This window comes from Bradyrhizobium sp. SEMIA, assembly GCF_014844175.1.
In the GTDB taxonomy this organism is placed as follows: domain Bacteria; phylum Pseudomonadota; class Alphaproteobacteria; order Rhizobiales; family Xanthobacteraceae; genus Bradyrhizobium; species Bradyrhizobium arachidis.
In genome coordinates, this window is the sequence record NZ_CP046601.1 from 2,410,506 (window position 1) to 2,427,070 (window position 16,565).

At 64.5% G+C, this 16,565-nt stretch carries 19 protein-coding genes and 2 pseudogenes; 7 read left to right on the forward strand and 14 right to left on the reverse strand.

Annotation, left to right across the window (positions count from 1 at the left end):
* Positions 1 to 103: 103 nt before the first annotated feature.
* The 5 genes and pseudogenes from FOM02_RS11645 to FOM02_RS11665 all read right to left on the reverse strand — a co-directional run bounded on the left by FOM02_RS11645 (position 104) and on the right by FOM02_RS11665 (position 4,247).
* Positions 104 to 1,141 carry an aspartate-semialdehyde dehydrogenase gene (locus tag FOM02_RS11645; RefSeq protein ID WP_027559271.1) on the reverse strand — a complete coding sequence of 346 codons (1,038 nt, stop codon included), beginning with the start codon at positions 1,139 to 1,141 and terminating at the stop codon, positions 104 to 106.
* A gap of 217 nt (positions 1,142 to 1,358) precedes the next feature.
* Positions 1,359 to 1,583 carry a hypothetical protein gene (locus tag FOM02_RS11650; RefSeq protein ID WP_265442303.1) on the reverse strand — a complete coding sequence of 75 codons (225 nt, stop codon included), beginning with the start codon at positions 1,581 to 1,583 and terminating at the stop codon, positions 1,359 to 1,361.
* A gap of 79 nt (positions 1,584 to 1,662) precedes the next feature.
* Positions 1,663 to 1,962: pseudogene (locus FOM02_RS46795) on the reverse strand (PepSY domain-containing protein); the annotation flags it as partial.
* Positions 1,963 to 2,213: 251 nt separating this feature from the next.
* Positions 2,214 to 2,959, reverse strand: a pseudogene (locus tag FOM02_RS11660) (TetR/AcrR family transcriptional regulator).
* A 130-nt stretch (positions 2,960 to 3,089) separates the two neighbouring features.
* The gene (locus FOM02_RS11665) at positions 3,090 to 4,247 is read right to left on the reverse strand and encodes a patatin-like phospholipase family protein (protein WP_035729716.1); all 1,158 of its coding nucleotides are present in this window, start codon (positions 4,245 to 4,247) and stop codon (positions 3,090 to 3,092) included.
* Between the two features lie 231 nt (positions 4,248 to 4,478).
* Here FOM02_RS11665 and tgt point away from each other — a divergent pair, with 231 nt between their 5' ends.
* A complete protein-coding gene (gene tgt / locus FOM02_RS11670) occupies positions 4,479 to 5,612 on the forward strand; it encodes a tRNA guanosine(34) transglycosylase Tgt (RefSeq protein WP_035729719.1) in 1,134 nt (377 codons plus the stop codon).
* Positions 5,613 to 5,626: 14 nt separating this feature from the next.
* Here the strand turns inward: tgt and FOM02_RS11675 are convergent, their stop codons facing one another.
* A complete protein-coding gene (locus FOM02_RS11675) occupies positions 5,627 to 5,845 on the reverse strand; it encodes a hypothetical protein (protein WP_027559266.1) in 219 nt (72 codons plus the stop codon).
* A 229-nt stretch (positions 5,846 to 6,074) separates the two neighbouring features.
* On the opposite strand from FOM02_RS11675, the gene cysK reads away from it, so the two are divergent.
* Complete coding sequence (gene cysK / locus FOM02_RS11680; protein ID WP_027559265.1) at positions 6,075 to 7,064, forward strand: cysteine synthase A; 990 nt, start codon at positions 6,075 to 6,077, stop codon at positions 7,062 to 7,064.
* 3 nt (positions 7,065 to 7,067) lie between these two features.
* Positions 7,068 to 7,310: a BrnA antitoxin family protein gene (locus FOM02_RS11685; protein ID WP_027559264.1), complete on the forward strand. Its 243-nt coding sequence runs from the start codon at positions 7,068 to 7,070 to the stop codon at positions 7,308 to 7,310.
* A 255-nt stretch (positions 7,311 to 7,565) separates the two neighbouring features.
* Here FOM02_RS11685 and FOM02_RS11690 read toward each other — a convergent pair whose 3' ends face one another.
* A complete protein-coding gene (locus FOM02_RS11690) occupies positions 7,566 to 8,927 on the reverse strand; it encodes a caspase family protein (protein WP_265441779.1) in 1,362 nt (453 codons plus the stop codon).
* 202 nt (positions 8,928 to 9,129) lie between these two features.
* A complete protein-coding gene (locus tag FOM02_RS11695; RefSeq protein ID WP_027559262.1) occupies positions 9,130 to 10,005 on the reverse strand; it encodes a DMT family transporter in 876 nt (291 codons plus the stop codon).
* A 147-nt stretch (positions 10,006 to 10,152) separates the two neighbouring features.
* Between FOM02_RS11695 and FOM02_RS11700 the strand changes: the two genes are divergently transcribed.
* Positions 10,153 to 10,551, forward strand: a complete 399-nt coding sequence (locus tag FOM02_RS11700; RefSeq protein ID WP_027559261.1) for a RidA family protein — start codon at positions 10,153 to 10,155, stop codon at positions 10,549 to 10,551.
* Positions 10,552 to 10,602: 51 nt separating this feature from the next.
* Here FOM02_RS11700 and FOM02_RS11705 read toward each other — a convergent pair whose 3' ends face one another.
* From FOM02_RS11705 to FOM02_RS11715, 3 genes are all read right to left on the reverse strand, one after another.
* The gene (locus FOM02_RS11705) at positions 10,603 to 11,148 is read right to left on the reverse strand and encodes a hypothetical protein (protein WP_027559260.1); all 546 of its coding nucleotides are present in this window, start codon (positions 11,146 to 11,148) and stop codon (positions 10,603 to 10,605) included.
* The gene (locus FOM02_RS11710) at positions 11,093 to 11,443 is read right to left on the reverse strand and encodes a hypothetical protein (RefSeq protein WP_084334320.1); all 351 of its coding nucleotides are present in this window, start codon (positions 11,441 to 11,443) and stop codon (positions 11,093 to 11,095) included. The genes FOM02_RS11705 and FOM02_RS11710 overlap by 56 nt, the downstream gene beginning before the upstream one ends.
* A 199-nt stretch (positions 11,444 to 11,642) precedes the next feature.
* Complete coding sequence (locus tag FOM02_RS11715; protein WP_027559259.1) at positions 11,643 to 12,230, reverse strand: formyltransferase family protein; 588 nt, start codon at positions 12,228 to 12,230, stop codon at positions 11,643 to 11,645.
* Between the two features lie 204 nt (positions 12,231 to 12,434).
* On the opposite strand from FOM02_RS11715, the gene FOM02_RS11720 reads away from it, so the two are divergent.
* Complete coding sequence (locus FOM02_RS11720; protein ID WP_027559258.1) at positions 12,435 to 12,719, forward strand: hypothetical protein; 285 nt, start codon at positions 12,435 to 12,437, stop codon at positions 12,717 to 12,719.
* A gap of 337 nt (positions 12,720 to 13,056) precedes the next feature.
* Positions 13,057 to 13,293, forward strand: coding sequence for a hypothetical protein (locus FOM02_RS11725; protein ID WP_027559257.1), 237 nt, complete (start codon positions 13,057 to 13,059; stop codon positions 13,291 to 13,293).
* Positions 13,294 to 13,297: 4 nt separating this feature from the next.
* Here FOM02_RS11725 and FOM02_RS11730 read toward each other — a convergent pair whose 3' ends face one another.
* Positions 13,298 to 13,600, reverse strand: coding sequence for a hypothetical protein (locus FOM02_RS11730; RefSeq protein WP_011087444.1), 303 nt, complete (start codon positions 13,598 to 13,600; stop codon positions 13,298 to 13,300).
* A 206-nt stretch (positions 13,601 to 13,806) separates the two neighbouring features.
* Between FOM02_RS11730 and FOM02_RS11735 the strand changes: the two genes are divergently transcribed.
* Entirely contained in the window at positions 13,807 to 14,019 is a 213-nt protein-coding gene (locus FOM02_RS11735; RefSeq protein WP_027559256.1) for a hypothetical protein, read from the forward strand.
* Positions 14,020 to 14,124: 105 nt separating this feature from the next.
* Here FOM02_RS11735 and FOM02_RS11740 read toward each other — a convergent pair whose 3' ends face one another.
* Both FOM02_RS11740 and FOM02_RS11745 read right to left on the reverse strand, forming a co-directional pair.
* On the reverse strand, positions 14,125 to 16,170 hold the full coding sequence (locus tag FOM02_RS11740) for an acetoacetate--CoA ligase (protein ID WP_027559255.1): 2,046 nt from the start codon (positions 16,168 to 16,170) through the stop codon (positions 14,125 to 14,127).
* Between the two features lie 142 nt (positions 16,171 to 16,312).
* The gene (locus tag FOM02_RS11745; protein WP_027559254.1) at positions 16,313 to 16,537 is read right to left on the reverse strand and encodes a hypothetical protein; all 225 of its coding nucleotides are present in this window, start codon (positions 16,535 to 16,537) and stop codon (positions 16,313 to 16,315) included.
* Positions 16,538 to 16,565: the final 28 nt, after the last annotated feature.

Genomic DNA, 16,565 nt, shown 5'->3' on the forward strand with positions numbered 1-16,565 from the left:
CGAAGCGTGCCCACGTCTTCTTTCTTGAATGCACGAGAGAAGTGGTGGGCACGGCGCTTGCGCGCCTTTGCCCACCCTACGATACCTGTTCCTACAGCACCGGTTACGCCATCACCCGCTGCGGCAGCAGCTCTGCGATCTGCACGGCATTCAGCGCGGCGCCCTTGAGCAGCTGATCGGCCGCCACGAACATCGAGATCGAATGCCCGGAGGGATCGCTGAGATCCTTGCGGATGCGGCCGACGAGGACGTCGTCTTGCCCTGAGGCGTCGATCGGCATTGGGAAATAGTTCCTGGCGCGGTCGTCGACCACCTTCACGCCTGGCGCCTGCGCCATGATCGCGCGAACCTGGTCCTCGGTGATCTCCTTCTCGCATTCGAAGGTGATGGCCTCGCAATGGGCGCGCAGCACCGGCACGCGGACGCAGGTCACACCGATTGCGATCTTCTCGTCCTCGAAGATCTTGCGGGTCTCCTTGATGACCTTGGTCTCTTCGTCGTTGTAGCCGGTGTCAGGGTCGACGGCCGTATTGTGGTTGAAGAGATTGAAGGCGTAGGGGTGCGGCATCACCTTGGGCGTATAGACCTGCCCGTTGAGATTGGCGCGGGTGGACTCGACGAGCTCCTCCATCGCCGCGGCGCCGGCGCCGGAGGCGGCCTGATACGTCGAGATGATGACGCGCTTGATGCGGTTCTTCTGGTGGATCGGCCAGAGCGGCACCAGTGCGGTGATGGCGGCGCAGTTCGGGTTGGCGATGATGCCCTTGTGGTCGCGGATGCGGTTGCCGTTCACCTCGGGGATCACCAGCGGCACGTTCGGATCCATGCGGAAGGCGGAGGAGTTGTCGACGACGACGGCGCCCGACTTGACCGCAATCGGCGCGAACTTCTTGGAGATGCCGCTGCCGGCCGAAAACAGCGCGATGTCGACGCCCTCGAAGGCGCGCTCGGTCAGCTCCTCGATGACGACGGTCTGGCCGCGGAACGACACCGTCTTGCCGGCCGAGCGGGCGCTCGCCAGCGCCTTGAGCTTGCCGACGCGGAAGCCGCGCTTGTCCATGGTGGCGATGAATTCGGCGCCCACCGCACCGGTGACGCCGACAATCGCGACGACGGGATCGTTACTCACTTTGTCCTCCATTGAGATCGATTGAGACAACAAAAAAGCCCCGGACCATCGAGGGCGGGGCTTCGGTAGACCTGATGCGTTTTAGTCGACGACTACACGCGCACGCCTCCCCGGGCCCCGAAGGCCGTGGTGGTTTTGGTCGTGCGTTTGGTGGTCGTGAACATGGCGGCGACTTATGCGGGAGAGTCTGGCGCCCGTCAATGGCTTTTCGGCGGGAATGTGGCCGCCGCTACTTGGCCCGGGCACCCGGCGGCTCGAGGGTGACCTCCTTGAGATCGTCGCCGCTGACGACGACGATCGAGAAATTCAGCCGACCGCGTTCGCGCACGAGGCCCCCGCTGATCGCCTTGCCCGAGGCGGCGCGCTCGGCGACGCGTACGGCGTCCACGAGGCGGTGCCTGATCGCGCCGAGCGCTGCGAGGTTGTCGCGGTCCTCGAGGTCGAGCTCGGGCAAGGGGAAGGGCGGCCTCGCCGCCGACGAGCTCGCCGGTCCTGGCGTTGATGGTATGGCGCCAGATCCGGTCGTTGTGCAGGGTCTTCACGCGGTAGACCGGCACGCCGGAGCCGCCGTCAAAACTCACATCCGCGGTGGTGGCGCCGGCGTGACGGGCCTCGGCGATCGCCATGGCCTGGCTGATCGAGATCGACGAGCTGCGGAAGCGTTCGATCTCGCGGCTGACCGCTTGGCGGTCGGCCTCGGCATCCCCATCTGTGTCGCTGTGCAGGGAGGTCGGCGTCCCCGCGGTCACGATCGCTCGCGCGGGCGCGGCCAAGAGAAGCGCGGACAGGCTGATCGCCAGCAACGGCAAGGTCCATCGTGTGGCTGTCGTCATGCTCGAAACCTTTGGTCGGCGAGCGGGCTTGGTCACCCAGAGTAGACGCGGCCGACCTTGGGCATCGGTCGGCCGCGGAGCGTCGTGGCGGGCTGTACCCGTCGCGGCGATCTTGGCGATACGGACCTCTTTTGGGGCTGGTGAAAAAAGCGGTCCGCCTCACCTATAACTAAACCATACCGTATCGTTTTATTTTGGTCAATGGCGAGGGCGCGCTCGCCCAGGGGATAGATCGCAAGCTCACGGAATTGTCAGCGGGAGGGACGCCGCCGTTGCGGGCCTTTAGCCGCGTCTTGGACGCGGGCCGCAGGGCCGAGCGCACCGGCCAGGAACAGCTTGATGGCGGCGCGCATGCGCTTTTCCGCCGGCTTCATCTCGAGCGCCATTCCGAACGTCGCCATGCGGTGGGTGTGGCCGACGACGACGTCGAGGAACACTTCCGCTGCGATCGTCGTGTCCTCGAGGTCGAGCGCGCCTTGCGCCACCAGATGGTCGAAGAAGCGCGCCGTGGTGGAGACGGCCTTGAGCCAGCCTTCCTCCTTGCCGAGCTTGGCGACGTCGGGGAAGTTGATGGCCTGTGACGTCATCATGCGGCTGAAGGCGACGGCATCGGGTCCGCAGGTGAAGGTCAGCATTTCGCGCCCGATCTCGACCAGGCGCTGCTCGACAGGGATATCCGAGGCGCTGGAGAGCTGCGTCTCCGCCGCCGCCGACAGCGGCGCAAGCCAGCGCTCGATCTCGCGCCTCAGCACGGCGGCAAACAGGCCGCGCTTGTCGCCGTAACGGGAATAGACGGTCGGCTTGCTGACCCGTGCAGCTTCGGCGACCGCGTCGAGCGAGGTCGCATCAAAACCGCGGTCCAGGAACAGGCGGGTGGCGACCTCGATCAGCCGCTGGTCGCGCTCGATCGCGGCGGTTTTGGTCGCCGGCCGCCACGCGATTTCGGCACCTCGCGCCGTTGCGCTGCCGATCTTGTCCTGGTCGCAGTCAATCCCATGCCCAATGATTCCTGCGCGTTGCCTGTCATTCGCTCTATATCGCGCGGGAGCGAGGGCGTCATCGCGAATCTGGCCGAATTGGCCGTATCGTCAACGGTCTCGATACGACCTCGTTCCGTCACGACGTGCTCATGGGAGCGTCGAGGTCCAGGCCTCGCCCGCCGCCGCCTTCTCATATCCGTACTGGTACAGCGCCCGCATATAAGCGGTGTCGAACCCTTCCGACGGCGGAGCGGGATAATCGCGCGCGATGTAGGACAGATGGAAGCCAAGGCGGTTGCGCTTGGCGAAATCGTAGGTGGAGAAGATGATCGAGCGCGTCTGCGACTGCGTGATCGCCGACAGGCTGCGCGAGGCGACGTCGATGGTGCTGTTGGAAACCAGCTCGAAATTGCGTTCGATCTTCTTGTTGACGAGGATGTAGATGTCCATCTTCGCGGTGCCCGGCAGGCGGCTGCCCTGGAATAGCAGGGCCTCCGGCAGCGTCAGCACCGGCGCCGTCACGCCGCCGTCGACGTGCATCTCCTGAAATTTGCGGCCCTGGCCTTCGGCGTCGATCATGATCGGTGGAAACACCAGCGGAATGCTGGCGGAGGCGGCCATGACGTCGCGAAACAGCTTGAGCGCCTCGGGCGTGCCGACGGCTGCGATCTTGCCCATGTCCCAGATCGCGGTCCGCTGGGTGTCGAGATCGGTCGTGACCACCAGCAGCCTTCGGCCCTTGGCATTCTCGCGCGCGACCTGCGCCAGGATCTCCGGCCCGACATAGCGGGCGACCAGCTCGCGCAGCCGCGTGTTGCCGAACAGGCCGGATCCGAACAGCACGCGCACGATGCTGGGGTCGTTCAGGAGGCTCTCCGCGATGCCGCTGGTGTAGACCTCTCTCAGCGTGTCGTCGTATTGCGGCCCCAGAAACGCAAATGGCGCGATCAGGCCGCCGGTGCTCACGCCCGAGACGACCGAGAAGGTCGGACGGGTTTTGGCCGCGGTCCAGCCGTTGAGCACGCCGACGCCATAGGCACCGTCGGCGCCGCCGCCCGAGAGCGCCAGATAGGTTTTCGTCGCGGTGCTGGTGTCCTTCTCGAAGCTGAATTTCGTGACCGGCTCGTCGGCATAGCGCCTGAGGCCGTCGATATCGAGCACACGCGATGCGCTGGCCTCAGCTGCCGTATAGGGCGTGCGGGGCAGGGACGTGCAGGCCGCGAGCGCCAGACTGCACGTCAGGGCCAGGGCGCCGGTCAGGCGGGCACCTGCCTGCGTGATCCAGCCGCGCGTGGGGCCGGACATCTCGGTCGAACATGAAGCGGGGGGCATCGTCGGTGGCTGGCGATCACGCATCTAAGGCCGCCGGCAACTTTGCCGCGGCATCTCGTCCAGCCCCACGGTAAAACTACACTGTATCGTTTTATTTAACAAGCGCGGCGCGTGGAAATATCCGCGCCCGTTGTGTCCCAGTCTGGAGCATGGCGCGGTCCGGGCGGGTTGATCGGCATCCCCCGACACGCAATAAGCACGGCCATGACTCTACCCAATCATTTCGAACTGCTCGCCACCGATGGCGCCGCGCGCACCGGGCGCCTGACCACGCCGCATGGCATGGTCCGCACGCCCGCCTTCATGCCGGTCGGAACCGCCGGCGCCATGAAAGGCATGCACTGGCGCGAGGTGCGCGAGGCCGGCGCCGACATCGTGCTCGGCAACACCTATCACCTGATGCTGCGTCCCGGCGCGGAGCGGATTGCGGCGCTCGGCGGATTGCAGCGGTTCACCGGCTGGAACGGGCCAATGCTGACCGATTCCGGCGGCTTCCAGGTGATGTCGCTCGCCGACTTACGCAAGGTCAGCGAGCACGCCGTGACTTTCCGCTCGCATATCGACGGCGCCAAGGTCGAGCTGTCGCCGGAGCGCTCGATCGAGGTGCAGCGCTTCCTCGGTTCCGACATCGCCATGCAGATGGACGAATGCGTGCGGCTGCCGGCCGAGCGTGACGATATCGAGCGCGCGATGCGGCTGTCGCTGCGCTGGGCCGAGCGCTCAAAGCGCGCCTTCGAAAGCGCGCCTGACGGTTACATGCTGTTCGGCATCGTGCAGGGCGGCGACATCCCGCAGCTTCGTCACGCGAGCGCGCAGGGCCTGGTCGAGATGGGTTTCCATGGCTATGCGATCGGCGGCCTTGCCGTCGGCGAGCCTCAGGCGGTGATGCTGGCGATGATCGACGAGACCGCGCCGGCGCTGCCGACCGACCGGCCGCGCTATCTGATGGGCGTCGGCACGCCTGACGACATCCTCGAAGCAGTGAAGCGCGGCGTCGACATGTTCGATTGCGTGATGCCGACGCGGAATGGCCGCCATGGCGTCGCCTTCACGCGCTTCGGCCAGGTCAATTTGCGCAACGCGCGCCACGCCGACGATCCGCGTCCGCTCGATGAGGCGAGCACGTGGCCGTCGGCGCGCAACTACGCGCGCGCCTATCTGCACCATCTCGTCAAGGCCGGCGAGACGTTGGGGGCGATGCTGCTGTCCGAGATCAATATCGCCTACTACCAGTTCCTGATGCAGGGCATCAGGGACGCGATCGCACACGGAACGTTCGAGGAGTTCTATCAGCGTACGCGCGCAGACTGGTCGAGGGGCGACATCGCCCCGCGCTGATCAACGGCGCAACGTCAATTGCAGACGATCCGTTGCTTGACGGCGTGCTTGGTCACGAAGCCGTAGCCGCAATTGTCGCAGGTCCAGAGATACGAGATCATCTGGTCCGAGACGTAGGCAGATGCTTCGGCGGCGACCATGGAGTCAGCGCAGACTGGACAGGTGGGCAACTCGCTACAACGCGGATCGCGATGATACGCGACGGCCGACAACACTTCAGCAACTGCTGACATCGTGGTGACCTCCCTGCTTCCCTGCTTGAGACCTAAGTCTAACATAAGCAGAATCAGTTGACGAGGTCGCAACACAAATGCGTTGGTTTTCTGATAATTACTGCTCACGCAATTTTGCGATGCAGCGTATTTAACATGTGCCGCATTGTCGCTTGCGTGCCGTCGCAAGCTGTCCGTAACTGCGCAAGAGCTGTGAAAGAAGCGCGAATATCGCCACAGGGAGTTCATCATGGACGCATCGTCCGAAAAGGCCGCAAACACGGGTGCAGCGCACCAACCCGGCCGCGGCCGGATCTATTCTTCGATCGTCGAGGCCTTTGGCGACACGCCGATCGTGCGCTTGCGCCGGCTGCCGGGCATGCACGGCGTGAACGCGACCATTTTGGCAAAACTTGAATATTTCAACCCTGCCGCGAGCGTGAAGGATCGCATCGGTGCGGCCATGATCATCGCGATGGAGAAGGCGGGGATCGTCAAGCCCGATACCGTGCTGATCGAGCCGACCTCCGGCAACACCGGCATCGCGCTCGCTTTCGTCGCCGCTTCGCGCGGCTATCGGCTGAAGCTGGTGATGCCGGAATCGATGTCGATCGAGCGGCGCAAGATGCTGGCGTTCCTCGGTGCTGAGCTGGTGCTGACGCCGGCCGCGCAAGGCATGAAGGGCGCGATTGCGACCGCCGAGGAGCTCTTGAAGACAACGCCGAACTCGGTGATGCCGCAGCAATTCAAGAACCTCGCCAATCCCGAGGTGCATCGCCGCACCACGGCGGAGGAGATCTGGAACGACACCGCAGGCAATATCGATTTCTTCGTTGCCGGCGTCGGCACCGGCGGCACCATCACTGGCGTCGGCCAGGTGCTCAAGCCCCGCAAGCCGTCGTTGCGCGTCGTTGCCGTCGAGCCGGAGGAGAGCCCGGTGCTGTCGGGCGGCCAGCACACGCCGCACAAGATTCAGGGCATCGGCGCGGGTTTCGTGCCTGACATTCTCGACCGCTCGGTGATCGACGAGATCGTGAAGATCAACTCGACCACCGCGATCGAGACCTCGCGCGCGCTGGCGCGGCATGAGGGCATTCCCGGCGGCATCTCCTCGGGCGCGGCGATCGCGGCAGCGTTCGAGATCGGCAAGCGGCCGGAAGCTGCGGGAAAAACCATCCTGGCGGTGGTGCCGTCCTTCTCCGAACGTTATCTTTCGACGGCTCTGTTTGAGGGAATCTAGAACATGGCGGATCAACCACCGAGGCGGCCACGCACGCTCGGCGATGCCAGGACCGAGGCCGAGGCGGCGTTCAAGAAGGTGACGGCCAAGGTCGCCGCGGCGCCGCCGAAGCAGACCGCCGTCCCCGGCATCAAGGAGCAGGTGACGCTGCGCATCGACCAGGACGTGCTGGAGTTCTTCCAGGAAGGCGGCCCCGGCTGGCAGGATCGCATCAACGAGGCGCTGCGCAAGGCGGCGGGGAAGTAAGTCTCAACTCCTCATGGTGAGGAGGCGCGTCAGCGCCGTCTCGAACCATGAAAGGCCCCGCTGCTGCCGGCCGGGCCTTTCATCCTTCGAGACGCGCGCTCCTGCGGAGCGCTCCTCAGGATGAGGAGCGACCAAAAGAAAAAAGCCCGGCGCGAGCCGGGCTTTTGTGTTTCGCGAACTGGCCTGCCTCAGCGGCGGAACATGCCGCCCATCATGCCGCCGACGACCCCGCCGACGAAGGCTGCGCCGGCCGCATCACCGGGGCTGCTGCGCTGGGGAGCCGGAGCCGGCGGCGCTGCTGCCTGCGGGGGCGCTAGCACGGCGGGCCGCTTTCTGGCTGTTATCGCTCGCGGTCGGCGGCGCGGCCACGACCTCGGCGAGCAGGGCCTTATGCTGGGGCTTGTTGAGATAGCCCGACGAAGGATAGCCGCGCGCGGCCTGCCAGCGCTTGATGACGGACCGGGTCTCCTCACTGAACACGCCGGTCTGCTTGGTGTCGAAGCCGAGCCCGGTGAGGCGGCGCTGCACGTCGCGGCGCTGGTTCTTGTCGAGGCCGATCTGGTCCTCGGTGAGCTGAGAGGCCTCATCGGTAAAGGCAGCGGGATCGACGCCAGCATTGAGGGTGCGGGTCGTGGTCGACGGGCCGCTCTTGATCGCGGCGATCCGCGCCAGCGCGAGCGCCTTGAACTGGCCGTTCGGATAGGCCGCGAGATAGGCGTTGAGCTCTTCCGGCTTGTTGCTCTCCTTGACCGAGCGCCAGTATTCGAGCTCGACGCCGTCATTGCTGCCGCTCGCCGCCGGTACGACGCCGGCAGCGGTGGGGGCCGCGTTGGCAACCTGGGTGGTCGGAGCCTGGTTGAGATAGACCGCGCCGATCAGATTGGTGTGGCCCCAGGGCAGCTGGCCCTTGTGGGTCTCTTCGTTGACCTGGGCGCGCACCGACGTCATCGCCTGCTGGATCTCGACGCCGGGCTTGGTGATGTTGTCGATCAGCGCGCGGGTGAACGGGCTGTTGTTGCCTTCCTGGCCGTCGAGCGCGGTCTGGCCGGGGCCGGTGGCGAACGCGATCAGCGTGCCTTCACCGGACTTCATCTCGGCAAGGCCGCTCTGCACGTTGACGCTGCGGGTCGCCGAGTTCGACTTGATCTTGGCGGCGAACGGATTGTCGCGGCAGGCATCGAGGAACACGAGCTTGACCTTGGCATCGCCCATGGTCTGCTCGAGCGTCAGGTCGATGTTGATGGCGGCGCCAAGCTTGACGTCCATCTCCGACTTGATGTCGGCGTCGACGGGCAAGAGATAGTTGGTGCCGCCGACGGCGATGCCGTGGCCGGCATAATAGAACAGCGCGATGTCGGAGCCCTGCGCCTTGCGGCCGAAATCGAGCAGCTTCTCGGTCATCTGGTCGCGGCTGAGGTTCGATCCTTCGATCACCTCGAAGCCGACGTTGCGCAGCGTCGATGCCATCGCCTTGGCGTCGATCGGCGGGTTCGGCAATTGCGCGACGTTCTTGTAGGAGCCGTTGCCGACGACGAAGGCGACGCGGCGGTCGGCTTTCGCGGCACTGACCGACAACGCCACGCACATCAACGAGGCGAGGAGGGTGAGAAAGCGCATCTGAAATCCCCAGAATCGAATTGCAGGCAGCAACAAATTGACAACGAAGCTACACGAAGTGCCCGACTCCGCGCCACCAAAACGGCAGGACGTCTCGTTGAACCCGCTGCTGTGTGGCCGAATGTGCACGTTGGAGGGGCTCTCCAACGTGATCCAAATCACGCTCGACCACTCTGTTTTGTCGCGCGAGGCGGCGCAGGGTTCACTGCGCGCGGGCGGGAACCGGCGAAGCCGGCTTCAAATTCAACAGATTGCCGGAGAGGATCAGTGCAGCGCCGAGCACGGTCCAGCTATCGAGCCGTTCGGAATACAGTAGCCAGCCGGCGGTCGCGGTCAGCGGAACCCGCAGGAAGTCCATGGGAACCACGATCGTGGCGTCAGCGTAGCGGAGCGCGCTGGCGAGGCAGTAGTGCGAGAATGTGCCGCAGACTCCGATGATGAAGAGCCAGCCCCAGAGATAAGTCGACGGCCAGGTCCAGACATAGAGCGTCGGCAGCAGGCCCACGACCATCTGCACCATGATCATCCAGAACAGGATCGACAATGCGCTCTCGGTCCGGGTCAGCGATTTCGCCAGGATCATGGAGATGCTGAAGCCGATGGCGGCGCCGAGTGCGATCAGCTGACCCGGATTGATCTCGCCGGTGGCGGGACGCACGATCATGACGACGCCGACGACACCGAGCACGACCGCGGCGATCTTCCAGACGGTCATGCGCTCGGACAGGAAGGTTGCAGCCAACAGCGCGGTCCAGATCGGCATGGTGAATTCGATCGCCACCACCTGGCCGATTCCGATCAGCGTCAGGGCATAGAACCAGCCGAGCTGTGCGAAATAATGAACCCCGTTGCGGGCGAGGTGCTGAGGCAGGCGTTTGGTCGCGACCGCCTTGAAGCCACCGCTGCGGTAGATGATCGGCAGCAGCAGCGTGAACCCGATCACCGAGCGCACTTCCATGATCTGGAAGACGTTGAGCTCGCGCGTGGTCTCGCGCCCGGCCACCGCCATGACCAGCATCAGTGCCAGCCAGCCGGCCATCCAGAGTGCAGCCATCGTTTTGGACGGTGTCGGGGTCATCGGCGGCGTGGGAGATCGAACGTGAGGGGACGGCCGGTATCGGCGACATCGGCACCGTTTGCAACGCCCAAATCTGCGGATGCAGCGATGCAGGATGGCGTGCTAAGGCTTGGGTGAACAACGACAAAAACCGGGAGAATATCGCTCATGCGTATCTTGCAGCCGGCCGAATGGAAAAAACCGCGCGGCTTTTCTCATGGCGTTGAGGTGGAGGGGCCGGGCCGCTGGGTAGTGCTTGCCGGGCAAACCGGCGGCGACGAGGCCGGCAACTACGCGTCTGACATGGCGGCGCAGGTTGCGACCGCGCTGAAGCGGATCATCAAGCTTTTGGGTGAGGCCGGCGCCGGTCCTGAGCACATCGTCCGCTTGACCTGGTACCTGACCAGCCGCAGCGAATATGAGGCTGCTGGCGCCGGCATCGGCGCGGCCTGGAAGGAAACGCTCGGGCGCAATTTCCCGCCCTCGACGCTGCTCTATATCGGAGGTCTCGTCGACGAGCGCGCCAAGGTCGAGATCGAGGTCACCGCGTTCGTGCCTGTCGCATAAAAAAATCGACCCGGCGCCGACGCCGGGTCGATTGTCGTGTCACTGATTGTCTTACTTCGACAGCGAGATGTTGGCGCCGCGGAACTGGCTGTCGGCGCGCATCGCGACGTTCTGCTTGTTGCCACTCGTCTTGAGCGAGATGTTGGCGTTGAAGCCGGCGGTGGAGGCGACCAGCTCGTAATTGCCGCCGGCGCCACGGCCCTGCAGCGATCCCGAGATGTTGCGGCTGGCCTCGGACCAGCTGCCGGCGATGGCGCCGCCTTCAGCCCTCACGTTGGCGCCGAGGTTGAACTTGTAGGCGTCGCTGGCGCAGGTCAGCGACATCTCCATGGTGGGGCCGATCGGGGCGTATTTGGCCCGGCAGCGGATCCGCTCGGTCGAGCCGTCGTCCAGCGTGACGGTGCCACCACCGCTCCACGTCCCCGCCAGCGAAGCAAACGGGCTGGACTGGGCCTTGCCTTCAGAATTGGCCAGCCCTGCCGCAAACAAAACGGCGGCCGCGATCAGCAGCCGCCGGTTTCGGGCGCGAGCCTCGATAGGTTTATTGGCGCGATGCTTCCCACCGCCCGCTGCACGGTATGCCTGCAGATGCTCCATTCCACTTCCCCGATCCGGCGTTGCCGTTGAGTTGACCGTTGGCATATGCACCATTGATCGAAACTTTCACAAGTCCCCCACTGCCGATGGTGCCGGAAACGTTAGCGCCGGGCGCAGTGATCTTGCCGTCGGCAACGGTGAGCATGGAGCTTGCGGTGGGCTCGCAGGAGCCGGTCTTGGTCACGATGGTGACATGCCAGTTGCCGTCATAGGGGCTCTGGGCGAAAGCGGGAGCGGCGAGGGTGCCGGCGACAACTGAAGCGGCACAGAACGCCGCGATGCGACCAAAACGCATGAATTCCGTCCTTGAACATGTCTGAGATGCTGACGCTTATTCGGACGAAATGTGACGGAAATTTGTTGCAATGCCAAAGCGAAAATTGTTCCTGTGGAAACAATAGTTTATTTGCGTTTCCGGCTCCAATTTTCGAAGCAAAATCAATGCGACCTCACGTTAATTGTAAACGTGAGGCGAGAGACTCAGGGGCGGGGATTTAGGAAAGGCTTGGTGCCGAGGTCGCGAACTGCTCGTCCTGGACTTTCGCCGGCAGCGCCTTGTGGACCTTGGCATAGTCGATCACGTCGGCCAGCAGCTTGAGGCCCAGGGGGGCGAGGGCGCGCTCCCAGAGCTCGCGGGCGGTCTCGCCCTTTTTCACGAAGCACCAGTCCTGGGCGGCGATGGCGCCGGCGTCCATGCGGTCGGCGAGATGATAGATCGTGCCGCCGGCGACCGGATCGCCCTCCTTGATGGTCCATTCCACCGCGGCCTTGCCGCGATGTCGCGGCAGCAGCGAGGGGTGATAGCCGATTCCGCCCAGCTTCGACGCAGCGAGGGCGTCCTTGCCGATCCGGGCATGGCTGTGCGCGGTGATGATCAGGTCGGTGTCGGGGGCGATCTCGGAGGCGACCACCAGCTTCGGATTGGCCTGCACCGCCACCTCGATCCCGGCCGCCTTGGCGGCTGCGGCGAGGCGGTCCTCGGCGTCGGCTACCACGACCCGGACGACCCCAACGCCGTGCTCCCGGAGCATGTTCAGGGTGGTCACGCCGAAATGGCGGGAGCCGACAAGGGTAATGCGCATGGGTGTCCGATCTCTCTCGCAACTGCGTCACACTCCCGATAACACGCTGGAGCATCCTGTCACCACCCACGAGGCGTTACGGCCGGTTATCAACAATGCGTCGGCCGGGGGCTGCGCCGAACTCGGCGATTGCGCGGCCGTCCGCGCCGGTGTTTCCATTGGCGCGTTTCGATGGGCGCACTTTCGAGGGCCAGGAGCGAGCGAATGCGAAGCGCGTGGTTTGTTGTTCTCGCCGCACTGATCGTGGCGGCTCCGGTGCAGGCCGGTGGGCCATACCCGGCGATACCGCCCGAAATCGGGGTCGCGCCGTTCATCGGTCCGACTTGGGACGTCTATCGTTGCGCCGAAGGGGTGCCCTATAATTTCTACCACGGCGCCTATTACGGCGAGGAGCCGCCGGCGATCTATCGCGGCTACGCCTACCGGCCGTATTACCGCTACAGCGCCTATCGCAAATGGCCGCGCAAGTATTTTTGCGTGGTCGATTAAGCGTTGCCGCGCGGCCACGATCGGACGGCAAATGCGGATGCGCCGGTTCCTGTGTTTCTTTTCAGACAGAAGGCCATCCAGTGTGCCGCTAGACTAGCGTCCACCGGGGCTGGCTGCATTTCAATCCGAAGCCCTTTTCGAACCCGGCTTAAGCCGCTGGCGTTATCGCCAGCGGCTTTTTCATGCCGTGCATCACGAAATCACACGACGGTAACACGTTTTCAACCTGGCTGTCGTATCGACGAATCCGTCGCGGATTTGTATTGCGTACCGCGACACCAAGAATGTCCCGCCGGCGTGGGTGCGCCGCGCGGGCATTTTTGCCGGGACCGATTTCATGCCGAGCGCAATTGAGCAGATCGTGGACGCCTATGTGCGGCTGAAGAACCGCCGTGGGCTCGACGAACTCATGATGCACAGGCAGCGGCTTGCGGTCGATCTGAAGAGTAGGTCGGGCTACGATTTCAGCCGGCCGATCGAAAAGATCGACGAGGAGATCGCCGTCATCGAGGCGGGTCTCAGCCGGCTGAAGGCCGGGGATTCCGCCACATCGGGCGGCCGCCAGCCATTCTGACGAATTAGTCGCGCCGGCCGCCGTCGATGACGGTGAACAGCGGCCGTGCCGGGGTCGGCTCGACCAGCAATTCCTCCACCAATGCGGTGGCTGCATCGACATATTTGCGCGTCGGCTTGTCGAGCTCGCGTTTCGCCTCGTCGTCGAGCGCGACCTTGGCGGCCTCGACCAGCTTGCGCATGCGCGCGGCGTGGTCGTCGCCCGCCGTCAGCGTCGCGCGCGCCAGCGAGCGCAGCACGAACAGCTCGCCCTCGAGGCGGAGCAGGCGGTCGTTGAGCCTGGTGAGGACGGCGTTGAGGTCGGCCATGGCAAACACTGGTTGCGGAGAGTTCATCCTGATCTAGCGGCGATCGGTGAACGGACTCCAAATGCAGTCGGCGCAATTGGGCGGATCTTTCGGACCGGCGGCACGGTCGATGCCGTCGATGTGACCGATCGTGAGCCACGGAGGCGTGGGGTGCAGCGTGGTCCGCACTACATGACATTGCGGGTGGACGTCTGGAGCACGGTTCAATGCGCTCTGTCCTGGTCCTGATTCTCGTGATCGCAACCGGCGCGCCGGCTGTTGCCGCGCCGGTCCGTCACGCCTACCCGCGCCATCATGTCGTGGTTCGTCCGGCCGAGGACGCGCCCGTGCCGCCAGGCTGGTACAAGTTTCCCGGCTATCCGCCGATCCCGCCATCGGAGAACAGGAATTTGGATCCGTCCAACTTCGGCGGCGGTTAAAGCATGATCCGGAAAATTGCGCAGCGGTTTCCGAAACGATCATGCGTCGACTACAAGCTCAAGCGCGATGACGATTTATCCTGATCTCATCGCGCTTCAGGCGGCTTATGCCATGGTCCGCGCGAGATATTTGCGCGCGAGTTCCAGATACCAGTCGAGGCAGGCGGGATTGGCCATCGCCTCCTTGTTGATGACTTTCTCGACGGGCTGGCCGAGCAGCAGCTTCTTGATCGGCAGCTCCTGCTTCTTGCCGGAGAGCGTGCGCGGGATCTCGGCGACGGCAAAGATCTCGTTCGGAAGGAAGCGCCGGGAAAGACTGGCTTCGATTGCCTTGTTGATCTTGGCCTGCATCGCGCTGTCGAACGCTGTTCCTTCGCGCAGCACGACGAACAGCGGCATGTAGCTGTCGCGGCCGAGATATTCGAGGTCGACGACGAGGCTATCGAGCACTTCGGGCAGCGCCTCGATCGCGGAGTAGAGCTCGCTGGTGCCCATGCGCAAGCCGTGTCGGTTGATCGTCGCATCGCTGCGGCCGTAGATGATGCAGGAGCCGTCCGGATTGACCTTGAGCCAGTCGCCGTGCCGCCACACCGGCCCGCGGCCACTGTCGTCGAAATTGTCCGGATAGGTCTCGAAATAGCTGGAGCGATAGCGCGCACCGTCCTTGTCGTTCCAGAAATAGAGCGGCATCGACGGCATCGGCTCGGTGCAGACGAGCTCGCCGACCTCATCCGTGACGGCGTGGCCCTGTTCGCTGAAGGCTTCGACCGCAGCGCCCAGCAGGCGGCACTGCATCGCGCCCGGCGTCTGCGGCAATTCGCGGTTGCCGCCGATGAAGGCGCCGGCGAAATCGGTGCCGCCGGAGATGTTGGCCCACCAGATGTCGGCCTGTGCCTTGCTGCCGTTGATCTTCGCCAGCGCCGCGAAGCGGTCGTTGAACCAGGCCTGCGTATCGGCGCTCAGCGGCGAGCCGGTCGAGCCGAGGCAGCGCAGCCGCAACAGATCGCCGGCGGCGGCAAGATCGATCTCGGCCTTGGCGCAATTGGCGAAGAACGCAGCGCCAGCGCCGAAGAAGGTCGCTTTCGACTGCGCCACGAAGCGCCACAGCGTGGCCCAGTCCGGCTTGTCCTTGGTCCCGCCAGGGCTGCCGTCGAAAATGCAGCAGGTGGTGCCGCTGAGCAGGCCGCCAACCTGACTGTTCCACATGATCCAGCCGGTCGAAGAGTACCAGTGATAGCGCTCGCCGAAAGAATTCTCGTGGTAGGAGCAGCCGACGTCGTTGTGCAGGCCGAGCAGCGCCAGCACCACGATGACGATGCCGCCATGACCGTGCACGATCGGTTTCGGCAGGCCGGTGGTGCCGCTGGAGTAGACGATCCAGAGCGGATGATCGAACGGCAGCCACATCGGCTCGAACGCTTCGACCGCCGCGCCCGTCCTTGCGAGAATATCGGACAGCAGGGCGTCAGCGGCACCAGCAGCGGCCTCGCTGTGCAGGATCACGTGCTCGACGGTCGGCAGCGATCGCCGCAGCTCGGCCACCACATCGCGTCGGTCGTGCCGCCGCCCGGCATAGGTGACGGCATCGCAGGCGATCAGCACCTTCGGCTCGATCTGCTTGAATCGGTCGATGACGGCGGGCGCGGCCATGTCGGGCGCGCAGACACTCCAGACCGCGCCGATGCTCGCGCTGGCGAGAAACGCGATGATGGTCTCGGGGATGTTGGGAAGGTAGGCCGCGACGCGATCACCCGGCTTGATGCCTTTTTCCTTCAGATGCAGCGCGAGCGCAGCCGCCTTGCGCCGCAGCTCTAGCCAGCTCGTTTCTGTGAGGTTGCCGTCCTCGCCACTGCTGACGATCGCGGGCAGGCCGGCGGCGTTGGCCGCCTCGACATGCCGGAACACCTGCCGCGCGTAGTTGACCTGCGCGCCGGGAAACCAGACCGCGCCTGGCATCTTGCGTTCGGCGATCACGGCCTGGAACGGGCTCGGCGATTGCAGGTCGTAATAGTCCCAGATGCTGCGCCAGAACGCATCGAGATCGCGCACCGACCACTGCCGCATCTCCTCATAGCTCGCGAAGGTGAGGCCGCGCTGCGTGGCGAGCCAGTTGCGGTAGAGGGCGATCTGGGGAACGAAGGGAGCGGTCATTGCGGATCGGCTTCAGTTGCGGGAAGGGGAATCTAACCCGTGCCGCAGAGTAGCAGAAGCCGCAGTTCGCGCAGGCCGTTATGAGGGAGTGTGGAGCTTTCGCGGCAGGAGGAGCGGGCTACGAGACCATCGCCGGCAGCTATCACGCAACGCCGGCCCAGCGCCGTCCGAACACGGGGGGCTTGGTCTTCACGGCTTGCCAGCCGAAGAAGTGATGCTTGCCGGACCAGCTGTGCACAACGCCGCTGCAGATGCTGCATTTGAAGCTGCCGGAGTGCGCTTCGGCGTGCTCCTCGCGTGTCGCAGTGTAGTTCATGCTGCAACCCGCACAGGTGAATTCTTCGATCGTCCAGATGCTGTTGGCCATTTGCACGGAATGTTTCTTGGGACCTCGA